Origin of the sequence: Bradyrhizobium sp. Pha-3, assembly GCF_042258325.1 — a bacterium.
GTDB classification, from domain to species: domain Bacteria; phylum Pseudomonadota; class Alphaproteobacteria; order Rhizobiales; family Xanthobacteraceae; genus Bradyrhizobium; species Bradyrhizobium elkanii.
Window position 1 is genome coordinate 5,901,869 of the sequence record NZ_CP170151.1, and the last position, 22,441, is coordinate 5,924,309.

Sequence of the window (22,441 nt, forward strand, 5' to 3'; positions counted from 1 at the left end):
ACAGGGTTAGCGGCGTTTGCGAATCCTCAATCGGAGTCCCAATCGCACGAAGCGAAGCTGCCGCTTGCGCGCACTTGGCCTTCGGATAGGCTATCAACCACAACCAAAGCGAAGCTGTAAAGGCACGCTTGAGACGCCGGTTGAACGGCGAGGCACCTTGGGGGGACGACGATGCGGGGCAGATGGACGCTGGCGATTGTGGGCCTGATCTTGATTGTGGCGGGGGGCCTGCTCGCCCACTTCACGCAGACCGCCGGCGGCATCCGGATCGAGGATGTGCGCTTCAAGGGCGCCAAGGGCAATACCATGAGCGCCCTGCTCTACATCCCGCCAAATGCCACGCCGCAGATTCCGGCGCCCGGCATCCTCGCCGTCCACGGCTATATCAATTCGCGAGAGACCCAGGACGGCTTCGCCATCGAGTTCGCCCGCCGCGGCTACGTGGTGCTGGCGCTCGACCAGACCGGCCACGGCTATAGCGACCCGCCCTCCTTCGCCAACGGTTTTGGCGGACCTGACGGCCTTGCCTATCTCCGCAGCCTCCAATTCGTCGACAAGGAGAATATCGGTCTCGAGGGCCATTCGATGGGCGGCTGGACGGTTCTGGCCGCCGCGGCAGCGATGCCCAACGACTACAAGTCGATGGTGCTGGAGGGCTCGTCCACCGGCAAGCCGTTCGCCGCCGAGGGTACGGCGAACTGGCCGCGCAACACCGCGCTGGTGTTCGCGCAGTACGAGGAATTCCCCGACCTGATGTGGGGCGTCCAGCTCGCGCGCGACGTCACCAAGAGCCCAAAGCTCTGGGCGCTGTTCGGCACGCAAGGCGCGGTCGAGCCGGGCAAGGTCTATGGCGATCCGGCTAGCGGCACCGCGCGGGTGCTGTACACCCCGGCGATGACCCATCCGGCCGAGCACATCTCGCATGAGGCGATCGGCTACAGCCTCGACTGGTTCGCCAAGACATTGAAGGGCGGCACGCCGCGTCCGGTCGACGACCAGATCTGGTTCCGCAAGGAGATCGGCACGCTCCTCGCCCTCATCGGTTTCATTGCCCTGGTCATCGGGACGTTCGACGGCTTGCTGGAGGCCAGGATGTTCTCCCGCCTGCGGCTGCCGGCGGTTGCCGACGGCACGATGCCGCCGCATCAGGCCGCGAGCGGCCGGCGCTGGACCACGGCGTTCATCCTGTCCGCCTTCATCCCGGCGCTGACCTATTACCCCGCCTTTGCGCTGGGCGGCACTTTCGTCACCCCGAGTGCGTACCTGCCGCAGGGCATCACCAACCAGATTCTGGTCTGGGCCGTCATCAACGGCCTGATCACGCTCGCCCTGATGCGGTTCGCCCCGAAGCGCGCCAGCCGGACCGGCCTCGTCGGTCAATCCGTCGTGATCGCGCTGGCTTCGGTCGCGGTGGGTTACGCCGCGCTGTGGCTCGCCGACCTCGCCTTCAAGATCGACTTCCGCTTCTGGATCGTCGCACTCAAGTTGATGAGCGCGAAGCAATTCCTCATCTTCCTGATCTATCTGATTCCGTTCACGGCGTTTTTCGTCGTGGCGCTGCACGTGCTGCACCGGAATTTCTCGACCATGGATGCGCCGCGCGGGGCGCTGTACCTGACCAACATCCTGGCGCTGACGTTCGGTTTCATCGTGTTGCTGGTGCTGCAATACGGCACGCTGTGGCTGACGGGGAAGCTGTTCAACCCGGTCCCGGACCCCGGCTTCGTGCCGCTCTCGACTATCGTCGCGAACCAGTTCGTGCCGCTGCTCGCGATCGTCGCCGTGATCGCGACCTTCACCTGGCGGCGGACCGGATCGAGCCTACCGGGCGCCCTGATCGCGGGCCTGTTCGTGACCTGGTACATCGTCGCGGGGACGGCCACTCAGGTCCCATTTTAGGTGAAAAGATGGGCTGAAAGTGCATAACCCCTCCGCTTCCGCCCGCCCCCGGGCGGTGCTATAGCGCAGGCATCTTTTCCATCCCCGCCGTCAAAAGCGCGCCGTTCCCAAGAGGGCCTCCCCATCATGGCAAAAATCAAGGTATCCAACCCCGTCGTCGAGCTCGATGGCGACGAGATGACCCGGATCATCTGGCAGTACATCAAGGACAAGCTCATCAACCCGTTCCTGGATGTCGAGCTGCTCTATTTCGATCTGGGCATGGAATACCGCGATGAGACCAACGACCAGGTGACCATCGACGCCGCCGAAGCCATCAAGAAGGTCGGCGTCGGCGTCAAATGCGCCACCATCACCCCCGACGAGGCCCGGGTGAAGGAGTTCGGCCTGAAGCAGATGTGGAAGTCGCCGAACGGCACCATCCGCAACATCCTCGGCGGCTGCATCTTCCGCGAGCCGATCATCTGCAAGAACGTGCCGCGCCTGGTTCCCGGCTGGACCAAGCCGATCATCATCGGCCGCCATGCCTACGGCGACCAGTACCGCGCCACCGACATCAAGTTCCCCGGCAAGGGCACGCTGTCGCTGAAGTTCGTCGGCGAGGACGGCACCGTGATCGAGAAGGAAGTGTTCAAGGCGCCCGGCGCCGGCGTCGCGATGGAGATGTACAATCTCGACGACTCCATCACCGATTTCGCCCGCGCCTCGTTCAACTACGGCCTGATGCGCAACTACCCGGTCTATCTGTCGACCAAGAACACGATTCTGAAGGTCTATGACGGCCGCTTCAAGGACATCTTCCAGGACGTCTTCGACCGCGAGTTCAAGAAGGAATTCGACGCCAAGGGCCTGACCTACGAGCACCGCCTGATCGACGACATGGTGGCCTCGGCGCTGAAATGGTCCGGCGGCTATGTCTGGGCCTGCAAGAACTATGACGGCGACGTGCAGTCCGACACCGTGGCCCAGGGCTACGGCTCGCTCGGCCTGATGACCTCGGTGCTGCTCACCCCGGACGGCAAGACCGTGGAAGCCGAGGCCGCCCACGGCACCGTGACCCGCCACTACCGCGAGCACCAGAAGGGCAAGGAGACCTCGACCAACTCGATCGCGTCGATCTTCGCCTGGACCCGTGGCCTCGTCCATCGCGCCAAGCTCGACAACAACGAGGCGCTGGCGAAGTTCGCCACCACCCTGGAGAAGGTCTGCGTCGCGACCGTTGAGGAGGGCTACATGACCAAGGACCTCGCGCTCCTGGTCGGCGCCGACCAGCGCTGGCTCTCGACCACCGGATTCCTCGACAAGGTGTCCGACAACCTCGTGAAGGCGATCGCGGCCTGAGGCCGTCATCCTGGGAAGACAGGTGCGAGCATGACCATGGCCCTTGTCAGAGCCGTCGTGCTCGCATCGTTCGCGCTCACCGGGTCGGCGGCATTCGCTGCCGATCCCCTGCCCGACGCCGTCGCGGCGCCAGGCGAGTCCCCGGTTCTGTCGGTCCATGCCGAGGGCGTCCAGGTCTATGAGTGCAAGCCGGTCACCGACGGCAAGCTCGCCTGGTCGTTCCGCGAACCGGTCGCGACCCTGATCGCCGATGGCCGCACGGTCGGCCGGCATTATGCGGGTCCGAACTGGGAGCATGTCGACGGCAGCGCCGTGACCGCCCGCACCGCCGGCAGCGCACCCGGCGCAAAGCCTTCCGACATTGCCTGGCTGAAGCTCGAGGTGATTGCCCACCGCGGCAACGGCGTGCTCTCCAGCATCGCAACCGTGCAGCGGATCAACACCTCGGGCGGCGAGCTCAGCGGGGCCTGCGACAAATCGGGCGCGCTGAAGGGCGCGGCGTATTCGGCGGATTACGTGTTCCTGCGACGGGACTGAGCGTTTTCGGGCGAAGTGGGTAGCCGGTCCGCGTGAAGAAAACGCGTCAAACGAAGAATCGAGAGCCTCGTTCCGATTCAATCGGAATGAGGTTCTAGAGCGTGATCGCTTAGGTCTGAATCGATTGGGGATTCCCAAATCAGCGGAGTTCTGATTCACGATGCTGGCTGGGGTGGAGGCCAGCATCCGATGGGACGGGCCTATTCTCTTGACTTGCGCGAGCGCGTTGTTGCCGCGGTAGCGGCGGGAGAAAGCTGCCGGTCGGTGGCGGCCACCTTCAAGGTCAGCGTTGCCAGCGTGGTGAAGTGGTCGCAGCGGTTCCGTGCGACCGGAAGCGCGGCGGCGCGGCAGATGGGCGGCAATCGTCCCTACGCGCTGTCTTCCGAACGCGACTGGCTGCTGAAGCGGCTTGCCGAACAGCCGGACGTGACGTTGCGTGCGCTGCTGGCAGAACTGGCAGAGCGCGGGGTCAAGGTCAGCTATTACGCGGTGTGGCACTTCTTCGAACACGAAGGCATCAGCTTCAAAAAAAAGCCTGCACGCCAGCGAACAGGATCGTCCCGACGTCGCCCGGCGGCGGGCGCAATGGCGAAAGTATCAAGGACGGCTTGATCCTTCCCGGCTGGTCTTCATCGACGAAACCTGGGCCAAAACCAACATGACGCGCACCCACGGCCGTGCGCGACGTGGCGAGCGGCTGGTCGCCAAGGCCCCGCACGGCCGCTGGCGGACGCTGACCTTCTTGGCCGCCCTGCGCCATGATCGCATCGATGCGCCCTGCGTGATCGATGGTCCGATCAACGGCGAGAGCTTCCTGGCTTATGTCGATCGAGCAGCTGCTGGTTCCGACACTCAAGCCTGGCGACATCGTCATCATCGACAACCTCGGCAGTCACAAAGGCAAAACCGTCCGTCGCGCCATCCGCGCCGCCGGGGCAAAGCTGTTCTTCCTGCCGCCCTACAGTCCGGATCTCAACCCGATCGAGCAGGTCTTCGCCAAGCTCAAGACCTTGCTCCGAAAGGCTGCCGAGCGAACCGTCGAAGCGACCTGGAAGCGCATCGGCGCCTTACTCGACTGCTTCACGTCGCAGGAATGCGCTAACTACATTGCCAACGCTGGATACGCTTCAACGTGAAGAAATCATGCTCTAGTCTAGTCGCGGATGCCGCCGTCGGTCTCGCGCGGCGCCTGGGCGATCTCTGCGGCGGCCAGGTCGCCGCCGGCCGCGAGCGGATCGGCGAGCCGCGCCTCGGCGGTCTCCCGGACATGCGCGGCGAGCGCCGGCATGCGCTCGATCAGGGCATGGAAGTCCTGCGCATCGAGCACCAGGAGCTTGGTCTTGCGCGTCGCCGTCACCGTGCCGGAGCGGCTGGTCCGCCGCAGCAGCGCGATCTCGCCGAAGAACGCACCGTCGGCAAGCCGCACAAGCTGGCTCGGCAGATCGATCTCGACCTCGCCGGCGGTGATGAAATACATCGATGAGGCCGCATCGCCGCGCCGCACCAGCACTTCGCCGGCCTCGATGGTCTGCGACCGCAATAGTCGCATGATGTCGGAAATATCGGCGGCGCCAAGATGCGAGAACAGCGGCACCCGCGCCAGCATGCCCCAGGTCACGACGAAGTCGCGGCGCCGGACCTCGTCGGCGAACGCGGTCGAGATGATCGCGACCGGCAGCGCGATCATCGCGAAGCCGACCACGATCGCGACTACCGTGACGGTCCGGCCGAGCGGCGTAATCGGGACGACGTCGCCGTAACCGACGGTGCCGAGCGTCACGATCGCCCACCACATCGCCTGCGGCATGGTGCCGAACTTGTCCGGCTGCACTTTGTGCTCGATGGCATAGAGCAGCGAGGCGAACAGCAGCACCGCGCCGGTCAGGATCACCACGCAGCCGAACAGCGTGCGCCGCTCGGCATGCAGCGCCGCCAGCAGCGAGCGCATCGCGGTCGAATAGCGCACCAGCTTGAGGAACGGCAGCATGCCGAACAGCACCAGCGCGGTCTTGTCGCCGATCGCGAGCGCGATGGCCGACGGCAGGAAGGCGAGCAGGTCGATCACGCCGAGCGCCGAGAAGGCGTATTCCAGCCGTGCCCGCGCCGGCGTCATATCGCGCAGCGAGTGGCCGACCACGCTCCAGAGCCGCGCGGCATATTCCAGCGCGAAGGCGATGACCGCCGCGATCTCGATGGTCGTCAGCAGCCAGCCGAATTGCGCATCGATCTCGGGCACGGAGGCCAGAATCGCCGCCAGCACATCGACGGCGATGATGGCGACGATGACCCGGGCAAACCGCAAGCCGCCCGAATGCGGCAGATCATCGCGTTCGAGCAGCTCGTAGAGACGGTCGCGCAGCCCGGGATCGCTGATCGTGGGCTTGAGCGGAGCCGTCGCCACGATCAGCCTCTCCGTCAGGCGCCGGCCGATGCCTGTTGAGTCATGGCCTGTTCGATCGCCGACAGCGCGGCGTCCGCCTTGGCGCCGTCGGGCCCGCCGGCCTGCGCCATGTCGGGCCGGCCGCCCCCGCCCTTGCCGCCGAGCACCTCGGAGCCCTTGCGCACGAGCTCGACCGCGTTGAACCGCGCGGTCAGATCGGCGGTGACGCCGACCACAATGCCGGCCTTGCCGTCCTCGGTGACGCCGACGATCGCGACCACGCCCGAGCCGATCTGCTTCTTGCCGTCGTCGACGAGACTCTTGAGATCCTTGGTCTCGACGCCCTCGACCGCGCGCGCGAGCAGCTTGACGTTGCCGACCTCGCGAACGGCTGAGGCGGCGCCGTTCGACGCACCGCCGCCGCCCATCGCGAGCTTCTTGCGGGCGTCGGACAGATCGCGCTCGAGCTTCTTGCGCTCCTCCATCAGCGCGGCGATGCGCGCCGGCACGTCGTCGATCGTGGTGCGCAGCTCCAGCGCCGCGGTCTTGGCCAGCGCGATGGTGTCGTTGGCGTGCTTGCGCGCGTGATGCCCGGTCAGCGCCTCGATGCGGCGCACGCCGGACGCCACCGCGCCTTCGCTGGTCACCGAGATCATGCCGATGTCGCCGGTGCGGCGGACATGGGTGCCGCCGCAGAGCTCGACCGACCAGCCGAGCGCGTTCTGGCCGTGATCGCGGGCGCTATTGCCCATCGACACGACGCGGACCTCGTCGCCGTACTTCTCGCCGAACAGCGCGCGGGCGCCGGCCTCACGGGCATCGTCGACGCCCATGATCCGGGTGGTGACCTCGTCATTCTCCAGCACGACATCATTGGCGATGTCCTCGATCCGCGCGAGCTCTTCCGGCGTGATCTGCTTCGGATGCACGAAGTCGAAGCGCAGCCGGTCCGGCGTGACCAGCGAGCCGCGCTGGGCGATGTGATCGCCGAGCACCTGGCGCAGCGCCTCGTGCAACAGATGCGTCGCCGAATGGTTGGCGCGGATCGACGAACGCCTGGCATGATCGACCTCGAGCTGCAGCGCGGTGCCGACGCCGAGCGTCCCCTGCTCCACCGTGCCGAGATGCACGAACAGATCGCCGGCCTTCTTCTGCGTGTCGGTGACGCGGAACTTGACGCCCTCGCCGGTGAGCACGCCGATGTCGCCGACCTGGCCGCCGGACTCGCCGTAGAACGGGGTCTGGTTCAGCACGATCGCGCCGCTCTCGCCGGCCTTCAGGCTCTCGACCTCGGCGCCGTCCTTGATCAGCGCCGTCACCGCGCCTTCCGCGCTCTCGGTCTCGTAGCCCAAAAACTCCGTCGCGCCGAGCTTCTCGCGCAGCGGGAACCAAATCGCCTCGCTCGCCGCCTCGCCCGAACCGGCCCAGGAGGCACGCGCCTTCACGCGCTGCCGCTCCATCGCGTCGGTGAAAGACGCCTGGTCGACGCTGATGCCGCGCGACTTCAGCGCGTCCTGCGTCAGATCGAGCGGGAAACCATAGGTGTCGTACAGCGTGAACGCGGTGTCGCCGTCGAACATGTCGCCCTTCTTGAGGCCGGCGCTCTTCTCGTCGAGCAGCGACAATCCGCGCACCAGGGTCTTGCGGAAGCGGGTCTCCTCCAGCCGCAGCGTCTCCTCGATCAGCTTCTCGGCGCGCACCAGATCCGGATAGGCCTGGCCCATCTCGCGGACCAGCGCCCAGACCAGCCGATGCATCAGCGGCTCGCTCGCGCCGAGCAGCTGCGCATGGCGCATCGCGCGGCGCATGATCCGACGCAGCACGTAGCCGCGGCCCTCGTTCGACGGCAGCACGCCATCGGCGATCAGGAAAGCCGACGAACGCAGATGGTCCGCGATCACCCGGTACGACGCCACGTTCTGCGCGTTCGGCCCATGGCCGAGCGCCGACGCCGCCGCATCGATCAGGTTGCGGAACAGGTCGCTCTCGAACACGCTCTCGACGCCCTGCAGGATCGACGCCATGCGCTCGAGGCCCATGCCGGTGTCGATCGAGGGACGCGGCAGCGCCACGCGCTCCTCCTTGGTCACCTGCTCGTACTGCATGAACACCAGGTTCCAGAACTCCAGGAAGCGGTCGCCGTCCTCCTCGGGCGTGCCCGGCGGACCGCCCCAGATGTGCTCGCCGCGGTCGATGAAGATCTCGGAGCACGGACCGCACGGGCCGGTATCGCCCATCGCCCAGAAATTGTCCGAGGTCGCGATCCGGATGATGCGGTCATCCGAGAAGCCGGCGATCTTCTTCCAGTGGCCCGCCGCCTCGTCGTCGTCGTGGTAGACGGTGACGAGCAGCTTGTCCTTGCTCAGCCCGAACTCCTTCGTGATCAGGTTCCAGGCGAGCTCGATCGCGCGCTCCTTGAAGTAATCGCCGAACGAGAAGTTGCCGAGCATCTCGAAGAAGGTGAGATGGCGCGCGGTGTAGCCGACATTGTCGAGATCGTTATGCTTGCCGCCGGCGCGCACGCATTTCTGCGCCGTGGTGGCGCGCTGATAGGCACGCTTCTCGATCCCGGTGAAGACGTTCTTGAACTGCACCATGCCGGCATTGTTGAACATCAGGGTCGGGTCGTTGCGCGGCACCAGCGGCGACGACGCCACGACCTCGTGGCCGTTCGCCTTGAAGTAGTTCAGAAAGGTCGACCTGATCTCGTTGACGCTGCTCATGTTCATCCAATCGGAAATAGGGGCCGGCCAAGCGCAGAAAGGCGTCGTTTTCCGGCCGAACGCTTTTAGACATTGCCAGCTGCGGTGTCCAGAAACTGTGCAGGCGGATCATGGGCTTGCCGCGGCAGCACAAAGCCCATTGGATAGTTGCTGCAGCTGCGTTGACAGTCTTGGTGGCGCCGTGTTTTCTACCTACCTATACCTAGTCACGTCGGGAGAGACCGGCCTTACCGCCGGCGCCGAAGGAGCAACCGCCCCGGAAACTCTCAGGCAAAAGGACCGCGTGACGTCTGACATCTGGAAAGAGACGCTGGGGTTCGCCCCGATGCGTCCGCCGACGGGATAATACTCTCAGGCACAGCGACAGATGGGGCTTTCTGCAGGTTTCTCAAGGGGAAATAGGTCCCCGATGGGAACCGCGAGGGCCCTGTGATGCTTGTACGCGAAACTTCCCCGCTGAAACAGACCCCTCTGCACGCGCTGCACCTGGCGCGCGGCGCCAAGATGGTGCCGTTCGCCGGCTACGACATGCCGGTGCAATATGCGGCCGGCGTGCTGAAGGAGCATCTGCACACCCGCAAGGAAGCCGGCCTGTTCGACGTGTCGCACATGGGCCAGCTCGCGCTGAAGGCCAAATCCGGCAAGGTCGCCGACGCGGCGCTCGCGCTTGAAAAACTAGTGCCGCAAGACATCGTCGGTATCGCACCGGGACGGCAGCGCTACGCGCAATTCACCAACAATGACGGCGGTCTGCTCGACGACCTGATGGTCGCGAATTTCGGCGATCACCTGTTCCTGGTGGTCAACGCCGCCTGCAAGGCCGAGGACGAGGCGCATCTGCGCACTAGCCTCGCCGACGCTTGCGAGATCGTATCGCTGGCCGACCGCGCGCTGATCGCGCTGCAGGGGCCGAAGGCCGAATCAGCGCTGGCGAAACTTTGTGCAGATGTCAGTTCGATGAAATTCATGGACGCCGGTCCGCGCCGCGTCGGCGACGTCGACTGCTTCGTCTCGCGCTCCGGCTATACCGGCGAGGACGGCTTTGAGATTTCCGTGCCCGCAGACAAGGTGGAAGCCCTGGTCACCGCGCTGCTCGACAATCCCGACGTGTTGCCGATCGGGCTCGGCGCGCGCGACAGCCTGCGGCTCGAGGCCGGGCTGTGCCTCTATGGTCACGACATCGACACCACGACGACGCCGGTCGAAGGCGCGCTGGAATGGTCGGTGCAGAAGGTTCGCCGCAGCGGCGGCGCCCGCGCCGGCGGCTTCCCGGGCGCCGACAAGATTCTCGCGCAGTTCGCAAATGGCGCCGCGCGCCGGCGGGTCGGCCTGAAGCCCGACGGCCGCGCCCCGGTGCGCGAAGGCGCCGCATTGTTCGCCGATGCCGCCTCGACCGAGCAGATCGGCAAGGTGACCTCGGGCGGCTTCGGCCCGAGCCTCAATGCGCCGGTCGCGATGGGCTATCTGCCGACCGCCCTTTCCGCCGTCGGCACCACCGTTTTCGCCGAAGTGCGCGGCCAGCGGCTCCCGCTGAAAGTCGCCGCCACGCCCTTCGTCCCCAATACCTACAAACGCTAAACGCCAAAGGATCGATCCCCATGACGACGCTGTACACGTCCGACCACGAATGGCTCCGCATCGAGGGCGACGTCGCCACGATCGGCATCACCGACTATGCGCAGTCGCAGCTCGGCGACGTCGTGTTCGTCGAACTGCCCAAGGTCGGCCGCAGCCTGAAGAAGGCCGAGGCCGCCGCTGTCGTCGAATCCGTCAAGGCCGCCTCCGACGTCTACGCGCCGATCACCGGCGAGGTGGTCGAGGTCAACGAGGCGCTCGCCGCCGAGCCCGCGCTGGTCAATTCGGACGCCGGCGGCAAGGCCTGGTTCTTCAAGATGAAGATTGCCGACAAGGGCGAGCTCGGCGGCCTGATGGACGAGGCCGCCTACGCTGCGCACACCGCCTGAGAGAATGAAGCAGATTGCGACCACACCCCCACTGTCATCGCCCGGCTTGACCGGGCGACCCAGTACGCCGCGGCCCTTCGGCTTAATCACTGATGTCCCGGCGTACTGGATACCCCGCTTTCGCGGGGTATGACGGCTGACAACGAGGACCACGTCATGAACGCGCCCTTCAAGCCGATCAACGAAGCCGCCACCGATTTCGTCCGCCGCCACATCGGACCATCGCCGCGAGACATCAACGCGATGCTGGAGACAGTCGGCGCCGCGAGTCTGCAGGCGCTGATGAATGAGACGCTGCCGGCGTCGATCCTTCAGAAGGCGCCGCTCGATCTTGGCCGGGCGCTGAGCGAGACCGAGGCGCTCGCGCATATGAGCGAGCTCGCCGCGCAGAACCAGGTGTTCACCTCGCTGATCGGCCAGGGCTATTCCGGCACCATCCTGCCCGCGGTGATCCAGCGCAACATCCTGGAGAACCCGGCCTGGTACACCGCCTATACGCCGTATCAGCCGGAGATCAGCCAGGGCCGGCTCGAAGCCCTGTTCAACTTCCAGACCATGATCTGCGACCTCACCGGGCTCGACGTCGCCAACGCCTCGCTGCTCGACGAAGCGACGGCCGCGGCGGAAGCGATGGCGCTCGCCGAGCGCCACTCGCAGGTCAAGGCAAAGGTGTTCTTCGTCGACAAGGAGGTGCATCCGCAGACGCTGGCGGTGATGCGCACGCGCGCCGCGCCGCTGGGCTGGGCGCTGGTGGTCGGCGATCCCCTGACCGAGCTCGACAACGCCGATGTGCTCGGCGCGCTGCTGCAGTATCCGGGAACATCGGGCGCGGTGCGCGACCTCAAGCCTGCCATCGCATCGCTGCGCGCCAGGGGCGCGCTTGCGATCGTCGCGGCGGACCTGCTGTCGCTGACGCTGCTCACCTCGCCCGGCGAGCTCGGCGCCGACATCGCGATCGGCTCGGCGCAGCGGTTCGGCGTGCCGATGGGTTATGGCGGACCGCACGCCGCCTACATGGCGGTGCGCGACACGTTGAAGCGCTCGCTGCCCGGCCGCCTCGTCGGCCTCTCGGTGGATTCGCGTGGGCAGCCCGCCTATCGCCTCGCACTGCAGACCCGCGAGCAGCATATCCGCCGCGAGAAGGCGACCTCGAACATCTGCACCGCGCAGGTGCTGCTCGCCGTGATCGCCTCGATGTATGCGGTCTATCACGGCCCCGAGGGCTTGACCCATATCGCACGCAGCGTGCATCGCCGCGCGACCGTGCTTGCCGCCGGCCTGCGCAAGCTCGGCTTTGCGCCGACCAGCGAAGCGTTCTTCGACACCGTGACGGTCGAGGCCGGAGCGAAGCTGAACGAGATTGTCTCCCGCGCGCAGGCGGAGCGGATCAATCTGCGCATCGGTGCGACCACGCTCGGCATCGCGCTCGACGAGACCACGACGCCGGAGACGGTCGAGGCGGTGTGGCGCGTGTTCGGCGGCAAGCTCAGCTTTGCCGAGATCGAAGCGGCCGCGCGCGAGGCGCTGCCGAAGGAGCTGCGGCGCACCAGCGCGTTCCTCACCCATCCGGTGTTCAACACCCACCGCTCAGAGACCGAGCTGCTGCGCTACATGCGCAAGCTCAGTGATCGTGACCTCGCGCTCGACCGCGCGATGATCCCGCTCGGCTCCTGCACGATGAAGCTCAACGCCACCACGGAAATGATCCCGCTGACCTGGCCGGCGTTCGGCAATCTGCATCCGTTCGCGCCCGCGGATCAGGCCAAGGGCTATCACGCGCTGTTCAAGCGGCTCGAGCAGTGGCTGTGCGACATCACCGGCTATGACGCGGTGTCATTGCAGCCGAATTCCGGCGCGCAGGGCGAATATGCCGGACTGCTGGCGATCCGCGGCTATCACCTCGCGCGCGGCGAGCCGCACCGCAAGGTGTGCCTGATCCCCTCCTCCGCGCACGGCACCAATCCGGCCTCGGCCGCGATGGTCGGCATGGAGGTCGTGGTTGTGGCGTGCGATGCGCGCGGCGACGTCGACGTCAACGATCTCCGCGCCAAGGCGGAGAAGCATTCGGCCAATCTCGCCGCTGTGATGATCACCTATCCGTCGACCCACGGCGTGTTCGAGGAGCATATCCGCGAGATCTGCGACATCGTGCATGCGCATGGCGGCCAGGTCTATCTCGACGGCGCGAACATGAACGCGCAGGTCGGGCTGTCGCGGCCCGGCGATTACGGCGCCGATGTCAGCCATCTCAATCTGCACAAGACCTTCTGCATCCCGCATGGCGGCGGCGGCCCGGGGATGGGCCCGATCGGCGTGAAGGCGCATCTTGCGCCTTATCTGCCCGGCCATCCCGCAACCGACGGCACGACGGCGCACGCCATCGGCCCGGTGTCGGCCGCGCCGTTCGGCTCGGCGTCGATCCTGACCATCTCCTACATCTACATCCTGATGATGGGCGGCGAAGGCCTCACGCGCGCCACCGAGATCGCGATCCTCAATGCCAACTACATCGCCGCACGGCTGCAGCCGCACTTCCCGGTGCTGTACCGCAACGAGCGCGGCCGCGTCGCGCATGAGTGCATCGTCGATCCGCGGCCGCTGAAGACGACCAGCGGCGTCACCGTCGACGACATCGCGAAACGCTTGATCGATTACGGCTTCCACGCGCCGACCATGAGCTTCCCGGTGGCGGGCACGCTGATGATCGAACCGACGGAATCGGAATCGAAGTTCGAGATCGACCGCTTCTGCGACGCCATGATCGCGATCCGCGATGAAATCGCGGAGATCGAAAAGGGCCGCTGGAAGGTCGAGGCCTCGCCGCTGCGCCACGCGCCGCACACCGTCCACGACATCGCCGACGATGCCTGGAACAGGGCCTATACCCGCGCCGAGGGCTGCTTCCCGGCCGGCGTGTCGCGTTCCGACAAATACTGGAGCCCGGTCGGCCGCGTCGACAACGTCTATGGCGACCGCAACCTGGTATGCTCATGCCCGCCGGTCGAGGACTACGCGCAGGCGGCAGAGTAAGCGCCCTTCTCGTAGCCATTGTTGTAGGATGGGTAGAGCGCAGCGAAACCCATCACTGCTGATCACGCTCCGTGAACGATGGGTTTCGCTGCGCTCTACCCATCCTACGGTCCAGCGATCGTAACGTCCCTGCTAACTGCGGGACGAACGATAGCGAGGGCCGCCCGCGGCAGGAGGAAACATGCGCGAGGAATTCTGGTTTCATTTCCCGTTCCGCGTCCGCTATTCCGAGGTCGACGCACAGGCCGTGGTGTTCAACGCCCACTACCTGACCTATTTCGACACCGCGATCACCGAATATTTTCGCGCGCTCGGCTATGACTATCTCGGCGAAGTGGCGCGGACCGGGATCGACTTTCACACCGTGAAGTCGGTCGTCGAATACAAGGCGCCGATCCGGTTCGACGAGGACATCGAGGTCTGCGTGCGCGTCGCGCGGATCGGCCGCTCCTCGATCAACCTTGCGCTCGCGATCTACGCCAAGGACTCCGATGACCTGCGCGCCACCGGCGAGATCATCTGGGTCGCGACCGACCAGAAGACGCATCAGTCGGTCGCCGTGACCGAGGACTTGCGGGCGCTGATTGCGAGCCGCGAAAAGGCGCTGGCGCGGGGGTAAGCACGACGGGCGTCGCACAGATCAGGCTCAGGGGGCGACCAGGGTGCGGCTCTCGGCGTCCCGGCGCCACAGCCGCTGATTGGTCAGCTCGGTGCCACCCCACCAGCGGTGGATCGGATTGTATTGGCTGAAGTCGAGCTCGCGATCCGACACGAAGCGCGGCCTCAACCCGACGACGATATCCGCCCTTCCCGCTTGCCTCAGGCGATAGCTCGCGAGATCGCTTGTCGCCAGGATCAGACTTGTCACGATGCGCGCTGCTCCCGCTGCGTGCCATGGCCAATCAACGCCGGATTCCAGCACCAAAGATTGTCGTTGGTGAGGTGCGTGCCGCCCCACCAGCGATTGATCGGATTGTAGTCGGTGAAGTCCGCCTTGTGGGCGAGCACCGCCTTGCCAAACTCCGTCACCGACAGGCGGCTTCGCCGGAAGGCCTCCAGCCGACCTCGCGCGTTCTCACGGTCGATCGAGCGCAAGGCATCGTCGAGCCCGGCGATCGCCGGCTGCGGTCCATGCGCAAGGCCTTCGAGCAGCCTGCCGATTTCCATGTCGTTGAAGACGCCACGCTGGCGAAAACCGCGGAGGTAGAACAGCGCGTTCGTGCCCACGAGCCCGGCCGCGATCAATTCGAGTAACCGCATCTCGGTCGCGCCAAGTCCCGATCCGCTCCATGGCAACTCACGGAGCAGATCAAACAGAGCCGGCCTCAGCAAGGGAAACCCGCTCAGGTCGCGATGCACCACATCGAAACACGCCTCCGGCGTTGCCGCTCGATACGCCTGCCAACACGCGCTCGCGATCTCGAGATCCGCAGATCGGACATTGACAAGCGGCACCTGGTCCCAGCTAAGCCACGTCTCGTGCATCGTCAGCAGATCGAACGCGACCAGCCGCAATTTCAACTTGTCGACCATCGCCGGGTAAGCCCGGAAATGATCGAGCATCCAGATCAGCCGCAGTTGATCATCCGGGCCCGGATCGAACCAAAGCTCGATCACTTCGTAAGGGTCGCAAAATTCGATCAGTGCAATATCCCTGCGCGCCCTGGCATCCTGAGATCCCTGGCCCCACGCGCTCCAGTGCGACCAGTGTCCGACTGGATTCTTGTCCGACCGCGACCCGAAATACGCCTCGAGTTCTCCTGGCGACGGCAGCGGTCCACCGACAAAGCGAGATGTAATAGCGACCTCGGCAAACCCCGAACGTGTCAGGCTGAGGCCGGACGGACTGGTCAGGATCAGGCGTTTCATCGGCCCAACTCTCTCGACGACACACAAAACCAAACGGGCGCCGAAGACGTCGGCAACTCAACGTCCTCAGCGCCCGCTTGCAGCGAAGTCATGTGACCGTTTGAGCATGATCTCCGCGCAAACGCTTCGCGTTTGTCGCGAGGGAAAACCGCTTCGCACTTTTCCGGATCATGCTGGAGGCTTACTCTTCCGTCGGCTCCTCGCCTTCGGCGTCGCGCTCGGGCGTGCCGGCGAGGATCTGCTCGGAGATCAGGCCGGAGTTCTGCCGGATCGCGGCTTCGATCTTGGCGGTGATGTCGGGATTCGACCTCAGGAATGCCTTGGAATTCTCGCGGCCCTGACCGAGCCGCTGGCTGTCATAGGAGAACCAGGCGCCCGACTTCTCGACGATGCCGGCCTTGACGCCGAGGTCGAGGATCTCGCCCATCTTGGAGACGCCCTCGCCGTACATGATGTCGAACTCGACCTGCTTGAAGGGCGGCGCCAGCTTGTTCTTCACCACCTTGACGCGGGTGGTGTTGCCGACCACCTCGTCGCGCTCCTTGATCGCGCCGATGCGGCGGATGTCGAGGCGAACGGAGGCATAGAACTTCAGCGCGTTGCCGCCGGTGGTGGTCTCCGGCGAGCCGTACATCACGCCGATCTTCATGCGGATCTGGTTGATGAAGATCACCATGGTGTGGGACTTGTTGATCGAGGCGGTGAGCTTGCGCAGCGCCTGGCTCATCAGGCGCGCCTGCAGGCCCGGCAGCGCATCGCCCATCTCGCCCTCGAGCTCGGCCTTCGGCACCAGCGCCGCAACCGAATCGACCACCAGCACGTCGACCGCGCCGGAGCGCACCAGCGTGTCGCAGATCTCCAGCGCCTGCTCGCCGGTGTCCGGCTGCGAGATCAAGAGCTCGTCGATGTTGACGCCGAGCTTGCGCGCATAGACCGGGTCGAGCGCGTGTTCAGCGTCGATGAAGGCGCAAATGCCGCCCTTCTTCTGGCCTTCCGCCACGGTGTGCAGCGCCAGCGTGGTCTTGCCCGAGGATTCCGGCCCGTAGATTTCGACGACACGTCCCTTCGGCAGACCGCCGACGCCGAGCGCGATATCGAGCCCGAGCGACCCCGACGACACCGTCTCGACATCCATCGACCGGTCGTTCTTGCCGAGTTTCATCACCGAGCCCTTGCCGAACTGGCGCTCGATCTGGGAGAGCGCGGCTGAGAGGGCCTTGGACTTGTCCATGGAGGATCCTTCGACGATACGCAGTGCAGTAGCGGACATTTGGGATGTGCTCCTTATGGCGGGGATTCGCTAGCGGGAAAAACGGGCGACGAGATCGGGTGGAATGCGTTGTTGATAGGAACCTCGTACCACGTTTGTTCTATGTTCGCAATATGTTCTTTCAGGCAAATACGTGCCGGCCCGTTTCCATCCACAATGGCCTGCTTTGATTTTTAGAGTGGTCTGGTTTGGGTTTAACCCCGTCGCAACCAAGGGTTAGCCGATGTTCTCGGTAGGACTACTGAGGAGGCTCTCAGATGTTCTGGCCCCATAACTTCCTGCGGGTCGCGATCTGTTCTCGCGGAATGTTTACTGGAACAATCGGCCCGGCAGTGCCCTTATTTGGGGGCCCCCAGCCAGACAGGTAGCCCCCCGACTGCTGGAGGAAAACCCGCCTCCGGGACGGGTTGGCGGCCCCCTGTTGGGGCCGTTTAAAATTCCGTAGTTCTCCGGCCAAGAACAAAGTTCCGGGCCGCACGACGCACCTTGCGCCTGAAGTTCCCCTGATAATCAACGAGTTAACCTGACAGGCTCGACCGGTCAGACAACGGCTGGCACAATCTGCATACTACCTTCGTACCCCTCCTGAGCCCTGGAAAAACTCCGTAGCGTTCGGAAGACTCGGGTTCCGCCAGTGTTCGTAACATTGGCCTGCTCAACCAACGCGAATTGCGCGGCGCTGGACAGGCAACACGGCTGGCGACAGTTCCCTGGCGACGCTGCCGGCGGACGAATCCCCTTCCGGAATCCACAACGACGGCTCGAACGGGCGCGGCTTTTCACACGACCCTTTTACGGGTGCCAACTATTGCTACAACTAATGGTTTAAATATCGACGACCGCCCTTCATTCGCGGAACCGTTACAGATGATCCACAGGGGCATCGAGTTCAGCGTCACCCAGCTGATGGCCGGCGTCTGGAAATGGCGCTTCCAGATCGGCGATCGCGTCTTCACGGGCAAGACCGAAGCAAAGCTCGATCTTCTGGCGATCCGCCGCGTGCAACTGCGGATCGATCGCGAGCTGAACAATCTGGAGCGGGAACGGACCCGCGGCAGCAATGGGGACTGAGGCACGGTCTATCGTGCACGCCCCGGTGCCCTGACCGGCTGGCCCTCGCGCTTCGCTCGAAAACGCTTCAATCCGCGCTTGCCAGCCGCCGCATCGTGAACTCGATGTCGCCGCCGGGGAGCTCGCGCCAGCTCTCGACGGCGCTCATATAAGCCGCCTTCGGGTAGCGCTTGAGAAAGTCACGCGCCCTCACGCGGGCCTGATCGCGTGGCAGGCTGAAGGTCTCGCGCAGATAGCCGTCGTCCGGCTTTCGCCGATCGGCCATCCGGCTGGCGAGATCGCGCGGACGAGACACCATGCCGCAACTCCGGACCAACTGACGACACCCCAATATAGGGGCGGCGGCAGGAGAATCCGAGTCTGCAGGAGACGGATGAAGTCGCCCGAACAGGCGTTATTGGCTGCGCGGCGCGGCGCTTCCGGGCTGCGCCGAGCTTCCGGTCTTGGTCTTCGGCTTGGCGGGGTGGGCGGCCGCCTTCGGCGGATCGCTGCGCACGACGCCCCAGGGGTCGGACGATCCCTTGGCATCGGGAATCTTGCTGAGCGAGTCCTTGTAGGCCTTGTCCCTGACCGCGTCCTGCTCCTTCTCCTCCTGGGTCCTGGTCTTGACCTCAGGCATCAGGTTGACGTTCGGCATCTGCGCATAGGCCGGCGCCGACAGCAGCACCGCAACCGCGACTGCGCACAAAACTCTCATGAGTACGCTCCTTGCATTTTCGTCGCCGGTATATCACCGCAAGAAAGCCGCCGCCAAGCGCGCCTGCCCCGGCCCTAGAGATGGTCTGACTTGCAGGATTTCGGCGACTGCATCCAGTCGTCCCAGACCGGACCGCAGCGCGTGCAACCGCTGAGCGCAAGCCCGATCGCAACCACGCCGCCGAGCAACACCAATCTGCGGAACATGTACGCCCCCACCACTCGCGAGGAGGCGACTGGGCGCCGAAACTGGGGCATTTTCAAGCCGGGCACGGCGCTTGCAACGCAGCGCAGCGCCCATCGGAACGCAGCGCAAGCGCGCATCGGAACGCAGCGCTCGCGCGTCGGTTTGACCGGGCGGCCGCGCAAATTACACTGCGCAACAAAGCAGAAAAGGAATCGATCAAATGACTTTGGCGATGAGCTGGGACGAGTGGACGCAGCACGACGGGACGGCGCTCGCAGGGCGTGTCCGGAGCGGCGAGCTGACGCCCCGTGAGCTGGCGTCGCAGGCAGCCAGCGCCGTCGCCAAGGTCGATCCCGCGCTCTTCGGCGTCGTCGAGCTGTTCGACGATGTGATCGCCGACCCGGCGCGCGACGGCGCCGACCTCGACGGCCCGTTCGCCGGCCTGCCCTTCCTGATGAAGGACCTCGGCCCGACCTTGAAAGGGCGGCTGCAGGAGATGGGCTCGCTGATGATGCGCGGCAATCGCGCCGCGGCGGATACCTTCCTGACCGCGAAGATGCGCAAGGCCGGCCTCAATTTGATCGGCCGCACCACGACGCCGGAGTTCGGGGTCTGCAGCTCGGCGGAGAATCCCGCGGTCTATGTCACGCGCAATCCCTGGAACACCGGCTACACCACCTGCGGCTCGTCGGCTGGCAGCGCGGCGATGGTCGCCGCCGGCGCCGTGCCGATCGCGCATGCGACCGACGGCGGCGGCTCGATCCGGATTCCCGCCGGGGTCAACGGCAATATCGGCTTGAAAGTCTCGCGCGGCGTGTTCTCGCTCGCGCCGCATCTGTCCGATCTCACCGGGCTGGTCTCGATCCAGGGCTGCCAGTCGCGCACGGTGCGCGACACCGCTGGCTTCGTCGATGCCTGCCGGGGACCTGCGCCAGGCGAGTTCATGCCGTTCTGGACCTCGCCCGAGCCATATGCCGCGATGATCGCGCGCGATCCCGGCCGGCTCAGAATCGCGCTGTCGCACACGTGGGGGGACTATCGCGCGACGCCGCACATCACAGCCGAGCTCGCGCGGATCGGCCGTTTCCTCGAAGGCCTCGGCCACCAGGTCGATTACGCACTGCCGGCGATCGACTATCGGGAAGCCTTCGCGGCGCAGACCACCTGCTACATCAGCAATTTCGCCGTCGTGATCGGCAACATGCTCGCCGCGCGCGGCCTCGAGCGGCCCCCAGTGGAGCTGATCGAGCCGATCAACATCCGCATCTGGGAGCACGGCCGCGACTTCAGCTTCGCCGACCGCGCCCGCATGCAGGCCGTCTTCAACGCCACCTCGCGCGGCTTCGGCGCCTTCTTCGAGGACTGGGACATCATCCTGACGCCGATCACGGCGCTGCCGACGCCGAAGGTCGGCACCACGGAATATCTCACCATCTCGGACAATCCGTCGGTGCTGGACTGGTTCGGCAATCTCTGGCGCAACTTCGCCTTCACGCCGCTCGCCAATCTCTGCGGCATCCCCGCGATCTCGCTGCCGCTCGCGACCAACGAGCACGGCCTGCCGCTCGGCATCCAGGCGATCGGAAAGCAAGCGAGTGACGGGCTGTTGCTGCAGCTCGCCGCCCAGATCGAACGGGCGATCGACGGCAAGTGGAATGCGGGCAACACGCCGGCCGTGCACGTCACGCGCAACTAGGCGATAAAGAGCAAAGCCATCAGCGGAGGAAACGGAACGTCATGCAGCAGGCCGGTGAATTCGGGATCGACGACGCGAAACGCGTGCTCGGCGACGTCTTTGCGCCGTGGGTGCAGGACCTCAATCTGGCGGTCGAGCAGTTCGACATCGCGCCGCCTATCGGCGGCGATGCCGACTGGCAGCCCGGCGCCATCCTGCGCATGCCGTTTTCCGAGCGATTGTGCCGCAATGGCGGCATCGTCTGCGGCCAGGCGCTGATGGCGTTTGCCGACACCGCGATGGTGCTCGCCAACCTCGCGGCCAACAAGGGCTATCGCCCGATGACGACGGTCGACCAGACCACGCATTTCATGCGCGCGGTGACGGCGTCCGACGTGCTGGCCGACGCCCGCGTGGTCCGGCTCGGCCGCACCATGAGCTTCGGCCGCGTCACGCTATCCTCCGCCACCGACAACAAGCCGGTGGCGATGGTGTCGAGCGCCTTCGCGATGCTGCCTGGATAGGCCTCTCGCATCATAGACGGTGTATCTCCTCATCCCCGCGCAAAGGCTTCGCCTATGTCGCTGGAGGAGCTTGCGCAGCAAGCGTCTCGAAGGACGAGGCCACCAGCCCGGCCTCATGGTTCGAGACGCGCGTTCCGCGCTCCTCACCATGAGGGTTCAGGCCAATCACGCCGCAAGATTTACTTGCCGAGCTTCTTGCCGCGCATTGAGATGATGGGTTTCTCTTCGCTCTACCCATCCTACGCAACTGTCATCGCCCGGCTTGACCGGGCGATCCAGTACGCCGCGGCCTCTCATTCCATCACCACGGTCTCTGGAATACTGGATCACCCGCATGCGCGGGTGATGACACTGAGCAAGCCGACTAGACCGATCCCGCCATAGCTTGCGTAGCAAGATTTACTTGCCGAGCACGGCCTCCGCGGCGTTGACGATGCTGATGGTCGGATTCTTTCCGCAATAGGTGCCGAACTTCTTGGCGTTCTCGACGAACACCTCGGTGTCGATGATCGCCTCGTCGGAATCGCCCTTGTACCAGCCGTCCATCCAGATCAGCACCATCTTGATGGTGTCGTCGCCGCCGTCGACGAACTGCTTGCAGGTCATGGTTGAGAGATCGAGGACGGTGGCATTGGCCGGACGACAAGGCAAGCGAAGCGATAGCGCTTTTCGCTAGTTGCCTAGTCCTTCCTCGGAATTAAGCCTAGAAGAAGCCAGCCTAGGAAACAGAGCCCCGCAAACGAAGTCACGAAAACGACGACGAACAGCGTAGGTTCTTCTCGATAAGTAACCCAGTGAAGGGCTGTGAACCGTCCGGCGTAAAAGACTTCCTCAGCGAAAATGGCAGACAATACCTCGGTGAGCAGGAGTAGCCACAAAACGGCAATCGGAGCCAAACCTGCGATTGACTTGAACGCACGCATCCTCGTGCCTGTTCTGCGTGTGATCCTGACCTGTCGATCTTCCATGCGCCGATCCCCTGATCAAACCGGATCGAGCTGACCACCAATGCCCTAAAGCTCGATGAACTACATGCCCATAATTTTTACGGGAGCTGGTATTCAAGATCAGCCTTCTGAAATTCCGCTCCGGGTCCAATGCGGCGGTCGCGGATCGTTGATGAGACGTCCGGACTGTACCCAACGCCGGCGGCGAAGCTGGTCCGCAAGGTGACATCGCTGCGCTCTGCGCCGCCTGCCCGGATTTCCTCTCGGAATCGATATCCGGATTTGTGGGTTCACGCCCCAGATTCAATTGCATCCGCGAAGAACCTGC

The 22,441-nt window shown here is 64.9% G+C and carries 19 protein-coding genes, 1 pseudogene and 1 riboswitch; of the genes and pseudogenes, 11 read left to right on the forward strand and 9 right to left on the reverse strand.

Annotated features, from left to right (window positions below; translation table 11 throughout):
- Window positions 1–171 precede the first annotated feature (171 nt).
- From ACE10X_RS28080 to ACE10X_RS28095, 4 genes and pseudogenes are all read left to right on the forward strand, one after another.
- Window positions 172–1,899, forward strand: a complete 1,728-nt coding sequence (locus ACE10X_RS28080) for an alpha/beta hydrolase family protein (RefSeq protein WP_375763168.1) — start codon at window positions 172–174, stop codon at window positions 1,897–1,899.
- A gap of 126 nt (window positions 1,900–2,025) precedes the next feature.
- Window positions 2,026–3,240, forward strand: coding sequence for an NADP-dependent isocitrate dehydrogenase (locus tag ACE10X_RS28085; RefSeq protein WP_375763169.1), 1,215 nt, complete (start codon window positions 2,026–2,028; stop codon window positions 3,238–3,240).
- A 36-nt stretch (window positions 3,241–3,276) separates the two neighbouring features.
- Window positions 3,277–3,777: a DUF3455 domain-containing protein gene (locus ACE10X_RS28090; RefSeq protein WP_375763170.1), complete on the forward strand. Its 501-nt coding sequence runs from the start codon at window positions 3,277–3,279 to the stop codon at window positions 3,775–3,777.
- A 189-nt stretch (window positions 3,778–3,966) separates the two neighbouring features.
- Window positions 3,967–4,913 (forward strand): annotated as a pseudogene (locus tag ACE10X_RS28095) (IS630 family transposase).
- 17 nt (window positions 4,914–4,930) lie between these two features.
- Here ACE10X_RS28095 and ACE10X_RS28100 read toward each other — a convergent pair.
- Window positions 4,931–6,181 carry a cyclic nucleotide-gated ion channel gene (locus tag ACE10X_RS28100; protein ID WP_375764619.1) on the reverse strand — a complete coding sequence of 417 codons (1,251 nt, stop codon included), beginning with the start codon at window positions 6,179–6,181 and terminating at the stop codon, window positions 4,931–4,933.
- An 11-nt stretch (window positions 6,182–6,192) separates the two neighbouring features.
- A complete protein-coding gene (gene alaS / locus ACE10X_RS28105) occupies window positions 6,193–8,880 on the reverse strand; it encodes an alanine--tRNA ligase (protein WP_375763171.1) in 2,688 nt (895 codons plus the stop codon).
- 202 nt (window positions 8,881–9,082) lie between these two features.
- Window positions 9,083–9,171, forward strand: a riboswitch (glycine riboswitch).
- A 141-nt stretch (window positions 9,172–9,312) separates the two neighbouring features.
- Here alaS and gcvT point away from each other — a divergent pair.
- The 4 genes from gcvT to ACE10X_RS28125 all read left to right on the forward strand — a co-directional run bounded on the left by gcvT (window position 9,313) and on the right by ACE10X_RS28125 (window position 14,493).
- The gene (gene gcvT, locus ACE10X_RS28110) at window positions 9,313–10,458 is read left to right on the forward strand and encodes a glycine cleavage system aminomethyltransferase GcvT (protein WP_375763172.1); all 1,146 of its coding nucleotides are present in this window, start codon (window positions 9,313–9,315) and stop codon (window positions 10,456–10,458) included.
- Window positions 10,459–10,478: 20 nt separating this feature from the next.
- The gene (gcvH, locus tag ACE10X_RS28115) at window positions 10,479–10,844 is read left to right on the forward strand and encodes a glycine cleavage system protein GcvH (protein ID WP_038385968.1); all 366 of its coding nucleotides are present in this window, start codon (window positions 10,479–10,481) and stop codon (window positions 10,842–10,844) included.
- Between the two features lie 156 nt (window positions 10,845–11,000).
- Window positions 11,001–13,874, forward strand: a complete 2,874-nt coding sequence (gene gcvP, locus ACE10X_RS28120; protein WP_375763173.1) for an aminomethyl-transferring glycine dehydrogenase — start codon at window positions 11,001–11,003, stop codon at window positions 13,872–13,874.
- A 181-nt stretch (window positions 13,875–14,055) separates the two neighbouring features.
- Window positions 14,056–14,493 (forward strand): thioesterase family protein, encoded by a 438-nt coding sequence (locus ACE10X_RS28125; RefSeq protein ID WP_038385969.1) that lies wholly within the window; start codon window positions 14,056–14,058, stop codon window positions 14,491–14,493.
- Between the two features lie 27 nt (window positions 14,494–14,520).
- Here the strand turns inward: ACE10X_RS28125 and ACE10X_RS28130 are convergent, their stop codons facing one another.
- The 3 genes from ACE10X_RS28130 to recA form a co-directional block, all read right to left on the reverse strand.
- Window positions 14,521–14,742: a hypothetical protein gene (locus tag ACE10X_RS28130; RefSeq protein WP_375763174.1), complete on the reverse strand. Its 222-nt coding sequence runs from the start codon at window positions 14,740–14,742 to the stop codon at window positions 14,521–14,523.
- Window positions 14,739–15,743: a hypothetical protein gene (locus ACE10X_RS28135; RefSeq protein WP_375763175.1), complete on the reverse strand. Its 1,005-nt coding sequence runs from the start codon at window positions 15,741–15,743 to the stop codon at window positions 14,739–14,741. The genes ACE10X_RS28130 and ACE10X_RS28135 overlap by 4 nt, the downstream gene beginning before the upstream one ends.
- 181 nt (window positions 15,744–15,924) lie before the next feature.
- The gene (gene recA, locus ACE10X_RS28140) at window positions 15,925–17,013 is read right to left on the reverse strand and encodes a recombinase RecA (protein ID WP_038385971.1); all 1,089 of its coding nucleotides are present in this window, start codon (window positions 17,011–17,013) and stop codon (window positions 15,925–15,927) included.
- Between the two features lie 867 nt (window positions 17,014–17,880).
- Between recA and ACE10X_RS28145 the strand changes: the two genes are divergently transcribed.
- Window positions 17,881–18,084 (forward strand): hypothetical protein, encoded by a 204-nt coding sequence (locus ACE10X_RS28145; RefSeq protein WP_016848526.1) that lies wholly within the window; start codon window positions 17,881–17,883, stop codon window positions 18,082–18,084.
- A gap of 67 nt (window positions 18,085–18,151) precedes the next feature.
- Here the strand turns inward: ACE10X_RS28145 and ACE10X_RS28150 are convergent, their stop codons facing one another.
- The 3 genes from ACE10X_RS28150 to ACE10X_RS28160 form a co-directional block, all read right to left on the reverse strand.
- A complete protein-coding gene (locus ACE10X_RS28150) occupies window positions 18,152–18,382 on the reverse strand; it encodes a hypothetical protein (RefSeq protein ID WP_038385974.1) in 231 nt (76 codons plus the stop codon).
- A 96-nt stretch (window positions 18,383–18,478) separates the two neighbouring features.
- Window positions 18,479–18,781, reverse strand: coding sequence for a hypothetical protein (locus tag ACE10X_RS28155; RefSeq protein WP_028339850.1), 303 nt, complete (start codon window positions 18,779–18,781; stop codon window positions 18,479–18,481).
- A 74-nt stretch (window positions 18,782–18,855) separates the two neighbouring features.
- The gene (locus ACE10X_RS28160) at window positions 18,856–18,987 is read right to left on the reverse strand and encodes a hypothetical protein (protein WP_038385975.1); all 132 of its coding nucleotides are present in this window, start codon (window positions 18,985–18,987) and stop codon (window positions 18,856–18,858) included.
- A gap of 200 nt (window positions 18,988–19,187) precedes the next feature.
- On the opposite strand from ACE10X_RS28160, the gene ACE10X_RS28165 reads away from it, so the two are divergent.
- Together ACE10X_RS28165 and ACE10X_RS28170 are read left to right on the forward strand one after the other, a co-directional pair.
- The gene (locus tag ACE10X_RS28165; protein WP_375763176.1) at window positions 19,188–20,663 is read left to right on the forward strand and encodes an amidase; all 1,476 of its coding nucleotides are present in this window, start codon (window positions 19,188–19,190) and stop codon (window positions 20,661–20,663) included.
- Window positions 20,664–20,704: 41 nt separating this feature from the next.
- Window positions 20,705–21,166, forward strand: a complete 462-nt coding sequence (locus ACE10X_RS28170; protein ID WP_038385977.1) for a PaaI family thioesterase — start codon at window positions 20,705–20,707, stop codon at window positions 21,164–21,166.
- A gap of 399 nt (window positions 21,167–21,565) precedes the next feature.
- On the opposite strand, the gene ACE10X_RS28175 is transcribed toward ACE10X_RS28170, so the two are convergent.
- On the reverse strand, window positions 21,566–21,817 hold the full coding sequence (locus ACE10X_RS28175) for an HdeA/HdeB family chaperone (RefSeq protein WP_375763177.1): 252 nt from the start codon (window positions 21,815–21,817) through the stop codon (window positions 21,566–21,568).
- Window positions 21,818–22,441 lie beyond the last annotated feature (624 nt).